Annotated in this window: 11 protein-coding genes; 8 read left to right on the forward strand and 3 right to left on the reverse strand. The window is 59.1% G+C overall.

Annotated elements, in window-relative coordinates:
• The first annotated feature begins 150 nt into the window (after nt 1-150).
• The 4 genes from NA78x_RS03450 (at nt 151) to accD (ending at nt 5,527) form a co-directional block, all read left to right on the forward strand.
• Entirely contained in the window at nt 151-2,196 is a 2,046-nt protein-coding gene (locus tag NA78x_RS03450; RefSeq protein ID WP_425617024.1) for an alpha/beta hydrolase family protein, read from the forward strand.
• A gap of 870 nt (nt 2,197-3,066) precedes the next feature.
• Nucleotides 3,067-3,768 carry a ribulose-phosphate 3-epimerase gene (rpe, locus tag NA78x_RS03455; protein WP_425617025.1) on the forward strand — a complete coding sequence of 234 codons (702 nt, stop codon included), beginning with the start codon at nt 3,067-3,069 and terminating at the stop codon, nt 3,766-3,768.
• 20 nt (nt 3,769-3,788) lie between these two features.
• Nucleotides 3,789-4,418 carry a histidine phosphatase family protein gene (locus NA78x_RS03460; RefSeq protein ID WP_425617026.1) on the forward strand — a complete coding sequence of 210 codons (630 nt, stop codon included), beginning with the start codon at nt 3,789-3,791 and terminating at the stop codon, nt 4,416-4,418.
• A gap of 260 nt (nt 4,419-4,678) precedes the next feature.
• On the forward strand, nt 4,679-5,527 hold the full coding sequence (accD, locus tag NA78x_RS03465; protein ID WP_425619496.1) for an acetyl-CoA carboxylase, carboxyltransferase subunit beta: 849 nt from the start codon (nt 4,679-4,681) through the stop codon (nt 5,525-5,527).
• Nucleotides 5,528-5,536: 9 nt separating this feature from the next.
• Here the strand turns inward: accD and lepB are convergent, their stop codons facing one another.
• From lepB to NA78x_RS03480, 3 genes are all read right to left on the reverse strand, one after another.
• Nucleotides 5,537-6,937: a signal peptidase I gene (gene lepB / locus NA78x_RS03470; RefSeq protein WP_425617027.1), complete on the reverse strand. Its 1,401-nt coding sequence runs from the start codon at nt 6,935-6,937 to the stop codon at nt 5,537-5,539.
• A gap of 90 nt (nt 6,938-7,027) precedes the next feature.
• A complete protein-coding gene (locus NA78x_RS03475; RefSeq protein WP_425617028.1) occupies nt 7,028-7,801 on the reverse strand; it encodes an alpha/beta fold hydrolase in 774 nt (257 codons plus the stop codon).
• A 97-nt stretch (nt 7,802-7,898) separates the two neighbouring features.
• The gene (locus tag NA78x_RS03480) at nt 7,899-9,059 is read right to left on the reverse strand and encodes an LLM class flavin-dependent oxidoreductase (RefSeq protein WP_425617029.1); all 1,161 of its coding nucleotides are present in this window, start codon (nt 9,057-9,059) and stop codon (nt 7,899-7,901) included.
• 210 nt (nt 9,060-9,269) lie between these two features.
• Here NA78x_RS03480 and NA78x_RS03485 point away from each other — a divergent pair, with 210 nt between their 5' ends.
• The 4 genes from NA78x_RS03485 (at nt 9,270) to NA78x_RS03500 (ending at nt 13,254) form a co-directional block, all read left to right on the forward strand.
• Nucleotides 9,270-9,869: a HupE/UreJ family protein gene (locus tag NA78x_RS03485; protein ID WP_425617030.1), complete on the forward strand. Its 600-nt coding sequence runs from the start codon at nt 9,270-9,272 to the stop codon at nt 9,867-9,869.
• A 290-nt stretch (nt 9,870-10,159) separates the two neighbouring features.
• Nucleotides 10,160-11,542, forward strand: coding sequence for an IS4 family transposase (locus NA78x_RS03490; RefSeq protein WP_425614325.1), 1,383 nt, complete (start codon nt 10,160-10,162; stop codon nt 11,540-11,542).
• Between the two features lie 389 nt (nt 11,543-11,931).
• Complete coding sequence (locus tag NA78x_RS03495) at nt 11,932-12,744, forward strand: MotA/TolQ/ExbB proton channel family protein (protein ID WP_425617031.1); 813 nt, start codon at nt 11,932-11,934, stop codon at nt 12,742-12,744.
• Between the two features lie 72 nt (nt 12,745-12,816).
• Nucleotides 12,817-13,254, forward strand: coding sequence for an ExbD/TolR family protein (locus NA78x_RS03500; protein ID WP_425617032.1), 438 nt, complete (start codon nt 12,817-12,819; stop codon nt 13,252-13,254).
• Nucleotide 13,255: the final 1 nt, after the last annotated feature.

Here is a 13,255-nt window from a genome sequence, read left to right on the forward strand (position 1 = left end):
CAGGCCCAAATTGCCCGGCTCCAAAATACGCCACCCCAAACATCGCCCCAGCGAGGGCGATGTTTGCTCTTTGCCGGCGGCACCGATATCATCCGGGCTCCGAGTGTGTTCACTTCCCGCCTTGCTCGCCCCCCTCGTGAGATCTTTGCCATGCGCCTGTTCGCTGTGGTTCTTGCGCTCGTTGTTGTCATTCCGCTGGGTGCTGGGGAACTTGTTGCCCAGGAAAAAGAGTTGCCCAGCGCTGCAGAACTGAAAGCAGTCCTGGCCGAACCGATCATCACCGATACCACCACCCAGCGTGAGGTGGAAGCCTTTTGCGAAGCCCGCGTACTGAAGTTCCCGGTCGCCGATGCGCCCGAGCGAGCCTCGGCCGCAGCTTGGCAAAAGTACATTGCCGGCGTGCGCGAGAATGTGTTCCAAAACGTGGTGTTTCGCGGCGCTGCAGCCGACTGGCGCAACTACAGCGGCAAGATCGAATGGCAAGACACCATCGAAGGAGGCGAGGGCTACTCGATTCGCAAATTGCGATTCGAAGCGGTGCCGGGAATGTGGGTGCCAGCTGTGGTCTATGTACCATCGAAGTCGTCGGGAAAAATGCCTGTGTTCCTGAACGTCAACGGCCACGACGGTGCCGGCAAAGCGGCCAAGTACAAACAGATTCGCTGCATCAACATGGCCAAACGGGGCCTGCTGGTGATGAACCTCGAGTGGATGGGAATGGGGCAACTTCGCACGCCCGGTTTCACGCACACCAAGATCAATCAACTTGATCTGTGCGGCACGAGCGGCGTGGCGACCCACTATCTGGCGATGAAGCGGGGGCTCGATATCCTGCTCTCGCAAGAGAACGTCGACGCAACGCGAGTGGGCGTGGCGGGCCTTTCTGGCGGTGGCTGGCAGACGATCTTTTTCACGTCCCTCGACGCGCGCGTCACGCTCTCGAATCCCGTCGCCGGTTACTCCAGCTTTCTTACTCGCATTCAACACTACTCGGACCTGGGCGACTCCGAACAAACGCCCGTCGATCTCGCTGCCAATGGCGACTATGCCCACCTGACCGCGATGCTCGCGCCGCGCGTGGCCCTCCTCACGTTCAACGAAAAGGACAACTGCTGCTTCGCGGCTCCGCATGCCTTGCCGCCGCTCATGGAAGCCTCTCGACCCGTCTATCAACTGCTGGGCAAACCGACGAATTTGCACTCCCATATCAACTACGATCCGGGCAATCACAACTTCGAACGCGACAACCGCGAAGCTCTGTACAAGGTCATCGGCGAGCATTGGTTCACCGGCGATAACACCTACTTGGCCACCGAAATCGAATGCGACGCTGAAGTGAAGAAAAGCGATGACCTGCAAGTCGAGATGCCGGCCGACAATCTCGATTTGCAGCAGCTGGCTTTGCAACTCGCGAAGTCCCTGCCACGTGGACAAGCCACGCGCGAGCAAGTGGCCAAGACGTTGCACTTGCCCCCAGCGAAGCTTTCCCAAATCGCAGCAACCTCCCCCGCAGTTACTGTCGGTAATGTGATCGTGCAGCGGTACACGCTCAAGGTGAATGACGCTTGGACTGTTCCCGCCGTGTTGTTGCGAACGCAAGAGTTGGCCGCTACGAAGGGAACGACGATCGTGCTGGCCGATACCGGCCGAGCCGATGCTGCGGAACAAGTTCGTGCGGCGCTGGCCGATGGCTGGAGCGTGCTCGCTGTGGATCCTTTCTATTTTGGTGAAGCGAAGGTCAAGAACAAGAATTGGCTGTTTGCCATTTTGGTGTCGAGCGTCGGCGAGCGCCCGCTGGGAGTGCAAGTCGCGCAGTTGCAAGCTGCTGCTTCGTTCCTAAAGAACGAGTTAAAGGTCAAGCAGGTGCGCGTCGCGGCGTTCGGTCCTCGCACGAGTCTCATCGCCCTGGCAGCAGCAGCTACCGAAGAGAAAAACATCGATGGCCTCCAACTAACAGGTTCACTGGGCTCGTTGAAGGAAGTGATCGAAAATGGTGGTCAGGCCGACAAGACTCCGGAGCAGTTCTGCTTCGGCCTGCTCGAAACGGCCGACATCGCGCAGCTGGCCACGCTCGTCGCACCACGCCCGGTCCGGTTCGCAGGGCCGAGCGAGCGCGTGAAGCAAGAACTTGCTGGCCTGGCCGCCGTCTACCAACAGCTCGGCAGCAACTTCGATCCGCTGTCTCCCGAAAAATGAGCCGGTCCATCGCGAGCAGGCTGGGCAACGGACCGAACGGCAACCATTCGCTGACAAGCATGTTTGATAACCACTTTTGATAACCTTTTCGTCGATTTTTTCGTGATAACCGTTTGCCCGAACCCGTTGCCTGGCAAGATGTTGCTCGCACGATTGACGATATCTTGGCGAATATCTGATAACCGTTTGATAACCACTTTTCGACTACCTTCTTCCGGGGTGTTCAGATGGCCTGCAAGCGCGGCGGCCCAACCTCAGCGCGCAGCTTTCCAGCGGCGAGCTAAGATCCGAGCCGCCGAATACAGGAACAGTAGTGGTAGATTATCGCGAGTCGGTGGTTTATTGTCAATTAATTATTAACAAATATATTAATACTCAAGCAGCGATGTGACCGTGCCACTGTCGGTGCCGGTCCGCAAACTTGGCCCGCTGAGGCTGCCCAATAGTGGACCGAGCTTCCGAACGCGACGCTGCCTGCAGGGGGCGTCAGCGTGACGCGGAGCCAGCCATGCGGGTTACCGCAATCGTTTTGGTCTACTCCCGAGCCGCAAAGGCTTAGCGGGATTGCGGATAGCGGTGACTCAACCGTCTTTTCGCTGCCCGCGATCCACCCAGAAGTATTGTTTTTGAAGATTAGATGTTGCTGACGCCGAGAAAATCGGCAGGTAAGATGAAACCCTTCGGATGGCTCGACTGCAGCAATGGGGGCGCGTCATCCGCACGTTATGGCAGCGGGAATGGAATGCCTGTGGCCACGATAATGTGCTTTCCGAAACGGGTATGGCCGGATCGCCGAAGCGAATTGCAGACCTCGCACAGTGAATTCAACACGGGTGCTAGCAGGCTGAGTCGCGGGGCAATCCGGAAGGTATGTCTGCCAGTCAGTCTATCGAATCTCTTCGCACGGCCACTCCGTTGGTGTTGCCGTCGCTGCTGCAATGCGATTTCGCCAATCTCGAGCGCGAAGTCCGCACTCTGGAAGATGCTGGCATCAAAGCGCTGCACTTGGACGTCATGGATGGCAGCTTTGTGCCGAACCTGTCCTACGGCATGCCGATCGTCGCCGCTTTGCGGAAAGTTACCAAACTGCCCCTCGACGTTCACCTGATGATCGAGCAGCCTCAGCGGTACGTGAAGCAATTCGTCGAAGCAGGCTCGGATTTGATCACTTTTCACGTCGAGGCGGTTTCGGATGCTCGGCCGCTGATCGATGAAATTCACTCCCTGGGCGTGAAGGCAGGGCTGGCGCTCAATCCGGCGACGCCTCTTGGCACGCTGGATGCATGTCTAGGCTCCGTCGATCTGATTCTTGTCATGAGTGTTCCTGCCGGCTTTGGCGGGCAGAAGTTTGATGACGTTGCTCTCGACAAGTTGCAAACGCTGAACTCGCAAAAACAAACGGGCCAGTTACGGCCCGAAGTGATTCTGGAAGTGGATGGCGGCGTCAATGCGTCGACCATTGGCCGATGTGCGCAGGCGGGAGCGCAGTGGTTTGTGGTTGGGTCCGCGATCTTCGGGCAGCCAAACTATCGGCAGGCCGTCGATCAGCTCACCCAACTGGCACGTCTTTAGGAGGTCAAGTTCGATCCTGTATGGTTCGCATTCTGCTCATTCGTTCCGCCGCGACCGATTTTGATGAACAAGGTCGCATCAAGGGAACTCTCGATTTGCCGCTCAGCGATGTCGGCACGGCGCAAGCCGTTCGCCTGGTCGCTGAACTGCAGCAAGTCGCCATCGACTACTTCTACAGCTCGACCTGCCGCTGTGCGGTAGAAACTGCCACTCAACTTGCCCACAGCCGCAAGTTGAAGGTGAAGCAACTCGCCGATTTCCAAAACGTCGATCACGGTCTGTGGCACGGCAAGCTGGTGGACGAACTGAAGCACACCCAGCCCCGCGTCTATCGCCAGTTGCAAGAACATCCCGAAACGGTCTGCCCCCCCGAGGGTGAGCCCGTGGGCATGGCTCAAGCTCGCGTGCGTGTTGGCATCGACCGCCTGCTGCGCAAGCATCGCACGGGCACCATTGCTCTCGTCTTGCCAGAACCGCTTTTCAGCCTGGCGCGCAACGTCATCACGCCGGGAGAACTGGGCGACTTGTGGAAAGCCGAGTGCCAATGCGGCGGCTGGCAGCTGCTGGATCTGGCTAACGACGACGTTCGCCGCGTGGTGCTAGCACATACATCGGCAGCGGTGTTGCCGGTCGCTGGTGGAGCCGCCTGAAGAGCCTTTCGCCGACGTTTCACGTTCGGCGCTGCGGCCCTGTCGGAAATAACTACGACCGCCTAACCTGCGGAACCGATACTGTCATTGATGAACCTGCCTCATCAGGCGACAATTGCCTTCCTGCCACACGTTCGAATTTTAGTAGAATCAACGCCGGAATTTGCTTGCATGACCCCGGCAGCCTAGCGCATAGTCGCCCTGGATTGGAGCATGTCATGGGAGCCGTTGTCCCTTCCGCCTCGCTTCCCACCTCCCCCATGTCTACCGTGCCAAGTTCATCGAACGAATCTGCTTCCAACAAGCGTCCCAAGCGGGGCGTTCCGGAAGGTCTTTGGCTCCGCTGCCCTGGTTGCGGCGAGTCGATCTTCAAGAAGGAAGCCGAAAAGCAGCACAACGTCTGCCCGAAGTGCGAATACCACTTTTACGTCTCTGCTCCGGAGCGAATCGCCCAGTTGCTCGACGAAGGAACCTTCGAAGAGTGGGATGCTCACCTGCGGCCGACCGATCCGCTGGAATTCGCTGATTCCAAGCCTTACAAAGAGCGGCTGATTGCCGAGCAAAAGCGCACGGGCATGACCGACGCGGCCGTCACCGGCTGCGGCATGATTCGCGCCCGGCGGGTTGCCGTCGGTGTCACCGACTCGGCTTTCATCATGGGCAGCATGGGTTCGGTTGTCGGCGAACGTCTCGCTCGCCTGGTCGAACGGGCCACCGAAGAGAACCTCGCTCTGATCATCGTCAGCGGTTCGGGCGGTGGTGCCCGTATGCACGAGGGCATCCTTTCGCTGATGCAAATGGCCAAGGTCTCGGCAGCGCTGGCTCGCTACGATTCGGCCGGCGGCTTGTTCATTTCCGTCCTCACCAATCCCACCATGGGCGGCGTCGCGGCGAGTTTTGCATCGCTGGGCGATCTCGTCTTCGCTGAACCAAAAGCGCTCATCGGCTTCGCTGGTCCGCGTACCATCAAGGCCACCATTCGCCTGGAACTCCCCAAGGGCTTTCAAACGAGCGAATTCCTGCTGCAGCACGGCTTCATCGATCGCATCGTCAGCCGCTCGCGGCTGAAGAGCGAAATCGCCCGCGCCATCGACTACTGCGGTAAGTAGTCCCTCGCTTCACCGAATCCAGAACGGCTTCATCACTCGCCCCTGGATTTTGCCCAGCGGCACTTCGGCCTGCACCCACTCGCGGCTGTCGCTCGAGGCGGGCGGATTGTCCCCCAGGGCAAAATAGTGATTCGCGGGAATCGGTCGCTCGGCGTGCCATGAGGCGCCCGTGTTGCCCGGCTCCAGATAGTACAAATCGCGATAAACTTTTAGTTTGCTGATGCGAATGCGAGCCCCCGCGCCGCCGATTTCGAGCTGCGGTTCCGCCTGGAAGGTACCGCTCTCTTTGCGCTCGTAAGGCTGCCGCAGCACTTCGCGGCCATCCATGCCAAACAAGACCTGCTGGTCGCAGAGGGCAAATTCAATATCGATCGGCTCCTCATAGTCGCGATGGGGCAGCAGTTTGACGTCGATTTCCTGACCGTTCTGAAACAGCTTCAGCTTTTGAATGTCGTGGCACATGTGGACTTCAAAGCGATCGTTCCCATCCACGGCAGCAAAGACCAGGCAGGCATACTTGGCGATGCTCGCGCGGCAGGTAAGCAGCAAATCCGGCACAGCGTTCAGCGAAGTGCGGTCAAGGTTCTGGTTGTAGCTGTCGTTGTCGAGTACCGTTGAATACGTGGTTCGCGTCTCGGGTGTGTATCCCATCCGCCAATTGTGAAACGAGAGCCAATCCGAGTTCTTCCCTAGCGGCGGAACCTTCCCGCTGTGGATAAAGGCATGCTCGCGCTCGACCCAGTGACTTTTTTCTCCAGCGGCTGGTTGCCAATGACCGGGCGCGTCGCGCGTCTTGGTCACGGGAAAATGATCGTCATGCACCAGGATCGCCGCTGCTCGCATTTCGGCGAGGCTCTTTCGCCAGGGCTTGCCGTCAACGTACACATCGCCGCGCCGAATGGCGATCTGCTCACCCGGCATCCCCACGATCCGCTTCACCACCCGCTGAGAGTTTTCGTTAGGGTCGGGAAAGGCCACCAGCTCCCCTCGCCGAGGTCGACCGAGCAAATAGACCCACCGATCGATCAACACCTGGTCGCCGGGCTGATAGTCACTGGGTTGCAACTGGTTGTGGCGATAGCCGCAATGCGGACAGACCACTTCGTGCGACATGGGGACATTGCGCGCATCGCAGCGAAACTCGACTTGGCAATCGTCGCACTTCACTCGGTAATGTTCGCCCGATAAGGTCGTGCCCATCGATGCGCCCGTGACGCGCACGGGAAACAGCAAGCCTTCCAGGCACCATAGACGAGCCGCCACAAAGAACACGAGCAGTCCCAGCAGCGCTAGAATCGCGCGGCGGATTTGCTTCATCCGCAGTGCTTCCAGATCGATCGGTTCGCCGGTCAAACTGAGCGCCGAAGCCTGCGAGACGATGCTGTTGCCGATTTGGGAAGCGGTAGACATGCGAGCAATTATACCGCATCGCCGGGAGTTGTTTTTCCGCGAGGCAATCGGCTGTGCAGGGTTCATTCACCCCTCTTTTGCCGTTTTCGTTTACAGCACAAATGCTTTCACGCGCTCGGCGAACTCAACCGGCTGCTCGAAAGGGAGCATGTGGGCGCTGTTGTCAAAGACTTCGAGCTTCGCGCCGGGAATGGCCTGAGCCAGATACTCGCCGTGCGCGAGCGGAATCAGTTGATCGTGGCGTCCCCACAAGACCAGCGTGGGGCACTCCAGCCGCCGCAGATGCGCGGGCAAGCGTGGATTGTGCAGGTACGGGTTCCAGCCCACGCGGGCTGTCGCTTCGCGCGCCCGCAGCCAATGCAAGATGCGCGGATCTTCCAGTTCGCTGGGCATCGCCAGCTTGATGACCGGGTTGTTGGGATCGAGGAACAACAGCTTTTTCAGTTGATCCAGATCGTCAATAAACAGTTCGCCCATTTTGGCATCGGGCAGGCGAATGCCTGCCGAGTTGACCAGCACCAGCTTGCTCACGAGGTTCGGTCGCAATAGTGCCAGTTCCATGCCGGTCCAACCACCGAGCGAGAAGCCAACGACGGGCACGCTCTTCAGTTTGAGTTCACTGAGCAGGTCCACATAATGCCACGCGTAATCGGTGACGTCGCGAATCTCTTCTAGCCCTTTGGAATCGGCAAAGCCCGGATGGGCTGGCAACAACACCGTAAACGACTTGGCCAATTCTTCGTGAAAAGGCATCCACTCCGTTTCGCCACCCGCCGAGTGCAAATACAGCAGCGGCGGACCACTTCCCCCTTCGGTGAGTTGGGTCTTTTTGCCAGCGACGTTAACGAAGCGAGTGGTGGGCATGATTCAAGTTTGTAGTTCGAAGTTTGTAGTTCGAAGTTGAAGCACACCGAGCTCGTATTCAACTACGAACTCCGAACTTCAAACTTCGAACTCGTTCCTAAACCGCTGCCATCTCGGCGCGGACGTTCAACTGCTGAAGGTGGGGCATGACCTCGCTGGCGAAGATCGTCATGTTCTTTTTAGTCAGGTCGGCAGGTAGGGTGCCGATCTGGAACAGGCCGAGCAAATTGCCGACGCCCAGCTTCTTGATGTAGTGCGCGAGCTTGTCGCGCACGGTGGCCGGGCTGCCGACGATGGCGTAGGCGCCGTCTTCGATTTCTTTGCGCGTCTTCACGTTCATCAGGAACTTCTTGAGGGCCTGATGAATGCCGACGAGCGACCGCGGGCTGGTGTAACCCGGCGGAAAGACCACCAGACCCTTGAGCAGTTTCTGGGCGAAGAACATGAAGTGCTTTTCGTACTCTTCCCAGGCCTTTTCGTCGCTCTCGGCAACATAGATCGGACAGAGCCAGCCGAGTTGCTCGGGGTCGGCTTCGTAGCCGTTCTTCTGGCAGGCGTCGCGGAACATGTCGAAGTTTCGTTGGAAGAAATCGACGTGGAAATAGGGAATACCCATGTAGGCATAGCGCCGCTCCGCGACGAACTCGATCGTCTCTTTGCTTCCCGCGCCGGGAATCCAGATCGGCGGGTGAGGCTGCTGCAGTGGCCGTGGCCAAGGATTCACATGCTTGAGTTTCCAGAACTCGCCATAGTGCTCGAACGGGCCTGGTTCGGTCCAAGCACGCACGACCAGGTCGAGCGCCTCGGTGTACATCGCCCGGGCATGGGTCGGGTTGATCGAAAAGCTGTAATACTCGGGACCACCGCCCACGACGAGACCGGCAATCAGCCGACCGCCGCTGATGACATCGATCATCGCGAACTCTTCGGCCACGCGGGTCGGCGGGTTGTAGAGCGGCAGCGCGTTGCCGATGACGGCGATCTTGCAGCGTTTGGTCTGCCGCGCCAGGATCGAGCCCATTAGATTGGGGCTGGGCATCGTGCCGTAGGCATTCTGGTGATGCTCATTCACACAGACGCCATCAAAGCCGAGCGTATCGGCGAGGACCAGTTCATCGAGAAAGCGGTTGTAGAGCGTGTGGCCGTGGACGGGGTCATAGAGTGAATTCGGCAGCTTGGTCCACGCCGAATCGTACTGCTCGTCGAAGTTCTGCGGCAGGCGATCCCAGGGCATCAGGTGGAAGGCAAAACACTTCATCGCGGCAAAACTCCACAGTTGGAACCAGGAAGGCAAGTGCCAGTCTGGCAAATCGAGCCTGAAACAGCAAGGACGCCAAACTCGTCCTGTTACCGACACGCAAATTAGTCGTGCCGACGGCACGCAAAGTAGTAGTGTCAGCGGGCGGAAAAACAGCTATCCTTCAAGCTGTCGACTGCCAACAAGACCGAGCATGAATCGGAGCCGGATATGAACTTACGAACTGCCTGTGCCGTCCTGGGAATGACCGCTGTCTTCTGTTCCACAGCTGCGGCCCATCCCGGGCATCTGCACTCGCCGTCCGCCAGCGGGTTCGAATCCGGTTTCTTTCATCCATTCTTAGGGCTCGACCACCTCCTAGCGATGTTTGCCGTCGGCTTGCTGGCCACCCAGATCGGCGGACGAGCCATTTGGGCTCTGCCCGCCGCGTTTCTGGGCATGATGGTCGCGGGTGGCGCACTCGGCATGACCGGATTCGCTTTGCCGGGCATCGAAATCGGCATCGCCTTGACGGTGGTCGGTTTGGGAATCGCCCTCGCTTATGGAAAGAAGTATCCGCTCGCGGTCGCAGCCGTCGTTATCGGCCTGTTTGGCCTGCTGCATGGACATGCTCACGGGGCGGAAATGCCGGGAAGCCTGCAGCCTGCTCTGTATGCCACGGGTTTCGTCCTGGCAACTGCCGGTCTCCATCTGGCTGGCATCGGTGCCGGGCTGCTGCTGGTTCGCGGCGCGCAAGAACCGCTGGCCATTCGCCTTTCGGGTGCTGCCATTTCTTTCGCCGGCCTGATGATTCTGCTGGCCGCGATCTAGCAAATTCAAATCGTGGAACGAAGCCGTGCTTCGTTTCTCTGGCCCCGCGCAAAATGCGACGAAGCACGGCTCTCAGTATTACCCACATTTACGTTGGAATTGCCACGGGGGTTTGGGTGAGCCGGCATTGCATGATAGCGGAGGCAAGTCGGGCCGCGGCGGATAGTTGTAGTTTTTGCGGGCCAAGTCGTTGCGATTTTCGTACAGAGTGAATCGTAGCCCCGGTTGTGTGGGGCGGCAGGGTCGGCGGCCAGGGAGGCAAAGTCCGGCAGTGGCAAGGATGTGCGACGATGTCGGTGGAACTTGACGTTGAGGCGTGGGCTGAGCAGCAGTTTGGCCGTTGTGATTTGGGTGACGCGCGGCGTACGCGTCGGATCGTTCGCACGGCGGCGTTGTGTGCGGCCGATCCCAGTGGGACCACGCCCGAGCAGACCGAAACCTGGGAAGATTGCAAAGCGGCGTATCGGTTGTTCGATACCGAGGCCGTCACGTTCGCGGGGATCGCCGGTCCGCATTGGGAACAGACGCGAGCTCGGACCAGCGGCCACTATCTGCTGATTGGCGACACCACCCTGATCAGCTTCGAAGGCGACCGTCAAATTTCAGGCATGGGCATCATCACCAGTGGGAATGCCCAGGGCTTTCTGCTGCACTCGGCCTTGATGGTTGATGCTCGCGACGGCGAAGTAATTGGCTTGGCAGGTCAAACCATTCGCTATCGCCAACGTGTGCCCAAGAAGGAACCAGGAAGCGTGCGTCTGCAGCGCGATCGCGAGTCGGAGATTTGGGGTAAAGTGATCACGGCTGTTGGCGCCCCGTCGAATGAGCAGGTGCGCTTCACGCATGTCTGCGATCGGGGTGCGGACAATTTCGAAGTCTATTGCCATTGCCTGCTGCAGGGCGCGGATTGGGTTATTCGCGCGAAGAGCCTCACGCGCAAAATTTACGTTGCTGGGCAGTTGCTGCCGCTCGCCGATCACTTGCTGACGTTGCCCCTGGCAGGCACCTATCCGCTGGAGATCAAGGCGAATGCGAATCAAGTGGCGCGGACCGCGACCGTGGAAGTGCGCTGCGGACTGATCGGCATGCCGGAACCACATCAGCCCGGCCGCTTCACTCAGGAATGTGGCATCACCTTCTTGACGATGAACGTGATTGAAGTGAAAGAGGTCGATCCGCCCCGGGGACAAAAGCCGTTGCAGTGGGTGCTCTATACTTCGCATGCCGTGACGTGTTGGGAAGACGCCCTGACGGTGATTGAATACTACGAACGCCGCCCGCTGGTCGAAGAGTTTCACAAGGCGCTCAAGACCGGCTGCCGCATCGAAGAACGGCTGTATGAAACCGCGCCACGCTGGGAAAACGTGACCGCCCTGCTGTCGATTATTGCCGTTCGACTGCTGCAACTGAAGACGATCGCCCTCAAAGAACCGAATCGCCCGGCTGCAGCGCTGGTCCCCGCGATCTGGCTGCGGATGCTAACCGCCGTGCGTGGCCGCAAACGTCAGCCGATCGTTACCGCCCACGACTTCCTCCGCGCGCTCGCCGGCCTGGGCGGTCACCTCGGCCGCAAACACGATGGTGAACCCGGCTGGCTCACCATCTGGCGCGGGTTCGACAAACTACAACTCCTGCTGCGCGGCGCAACTACCATGCAACGAAATTGTGGGTAATACTGAGAGCACGGCTTCATCCAACGCTCGCTAGCGATAATCATCACGAGCGGCTTTCATCGCTGCCAGCAGTGCTTGGCAAGCTGTGCTGCTTAACCCGATCGGTGATAGCAGCGGGAATGCGGTGATGCAGCCTGCGAAACCGCGCCGATGAAGTAAGAAGTGCGACCGTCGGTCGCCGGGCAAGCGCCTGCGCGCGCGCTTTTGCTCCCGGCGACGCGCTGACCGGTTGTGCTAGAAGGCAAGGGACTGCCCGCTAGCAACATACGCCGCACAAACGATCAACGGGTGGGCCGTCGACTGCTCCGGCAGTTGGCCTCTCGCTGTTGCATGCCTCCGCGGGCAGTCCAGGGATGTGGTTTTGCTGCCGATGTCGGAGGGGGACTGCTATGAAATTGTCGATCGCGCCGTTGTCGATCGTTCCCGTATGGGGCGGACTCTTGTTGCTGGCCTCGCTCGCTAGTGAAGTGTCGTTCGGTCAACAGCCGGGGATTGCGCCTGCAGCTGCCGCTCCAGCGCCCGAATCGACGAAGAGTCTGCTGTCGACTTTTCATGACGGCGGGCCGGTGATGTATCCCATCGCCTTATGCTCGTTCGTGCTGGTGATCTTTGTTTGCGAGCGAGTCGTCAGCTTGCGGCGCGGACAAGTGGTTCCCAAACCCTTCCTCACCCGTATTTTCGAACTACTGCGCGAAGGGCAACTCGACCGCGAGCAAGCGATCGCTCTGTGTGAGAAAAACGGCAGCCCCGTCGCCATGGTGCTGGCAGGCGGTTTCAAGAAATGGGGCCGCACTGCGGTCGAAGTCGAGCAAGCCGTGCTCGATTCGGGCGAACGAGTCGCCAATCAGTTGCGGAAGTATCTGCGCTTATTCAACGGCATTTCGCAAGTCGCGCCGCTGCTGGGACTGCTCGGCACCGTGATGGGGATGATCTCGTCGTTCAATGCCATCTCGGCTTCGCAGGCCGCGGGCCAACGCGAAATGATGGCCTCTGGTATTGCCGAGGCGCTCATCACCACTGCGGCAGGCATGCTGATTGCGATTCCCGCGCTGCTCGCCTATCTGCACTTTGTCAGCCGCGTCGATCAACTCGTCACCGAGATCGATTCGCACGGCCAAAAGCTGGTGGAGATGATATCGGCCGATGGTCTCGAGCGTCTCGCCGCGGCCCGCAATCCTGGCAAGCGAGCCAAAGCCGCATAGTTACTTCAACGAGAGTTGTTGCTCGCGTTCGAGTGTGAATGGAATCACCGCAGAAGTCAGGGAGGTCGATCGATGCCACTCAAGATGCATCAAGACGAGATGCCGCAAATCAACCTCACCCCGATGGTCGACATCATTTTCCAACTCATCATCTTCTTCATGGTGGGCTCGCAGTTTACGGAGATGGACAAGAAGGTCGACGTCAAAGTTCCGACGGTTGCGAATGGACAGAACTTGCCGAACGCGCCGACGCGCTACGTGGTGAATGTTCACCGGGACGGCAAGATTTTTTTCAATAACAATCCCGCCACACTCGAAAGCTTGATTCAGGAACTGCGCGCAGCGCGGCAAACCAAGACCGACCTGAACGTGATCGTGCGTGGCGATGCCGATGGCCCGCTGCAAAATGTTGCGGCCGTGCTGACGGCTTGCCGGCAAGCGGGCGTAGCCGATGTGGGAATTTCGGTGCGTGGTGGTGGAACGAGTATCGGTGGAACCAAGGAGCGTTAGT

Origin of the sequence: Anatilimnocola aquadivae (assembly GCF_049819085.1) — a bacterium.
Taxonomy (GTDB): domain Bacteria; phylum Planctomycetota; class Planctomycetia; order Pirellulales; family Pirellulaceae; genus Anatilimnocola.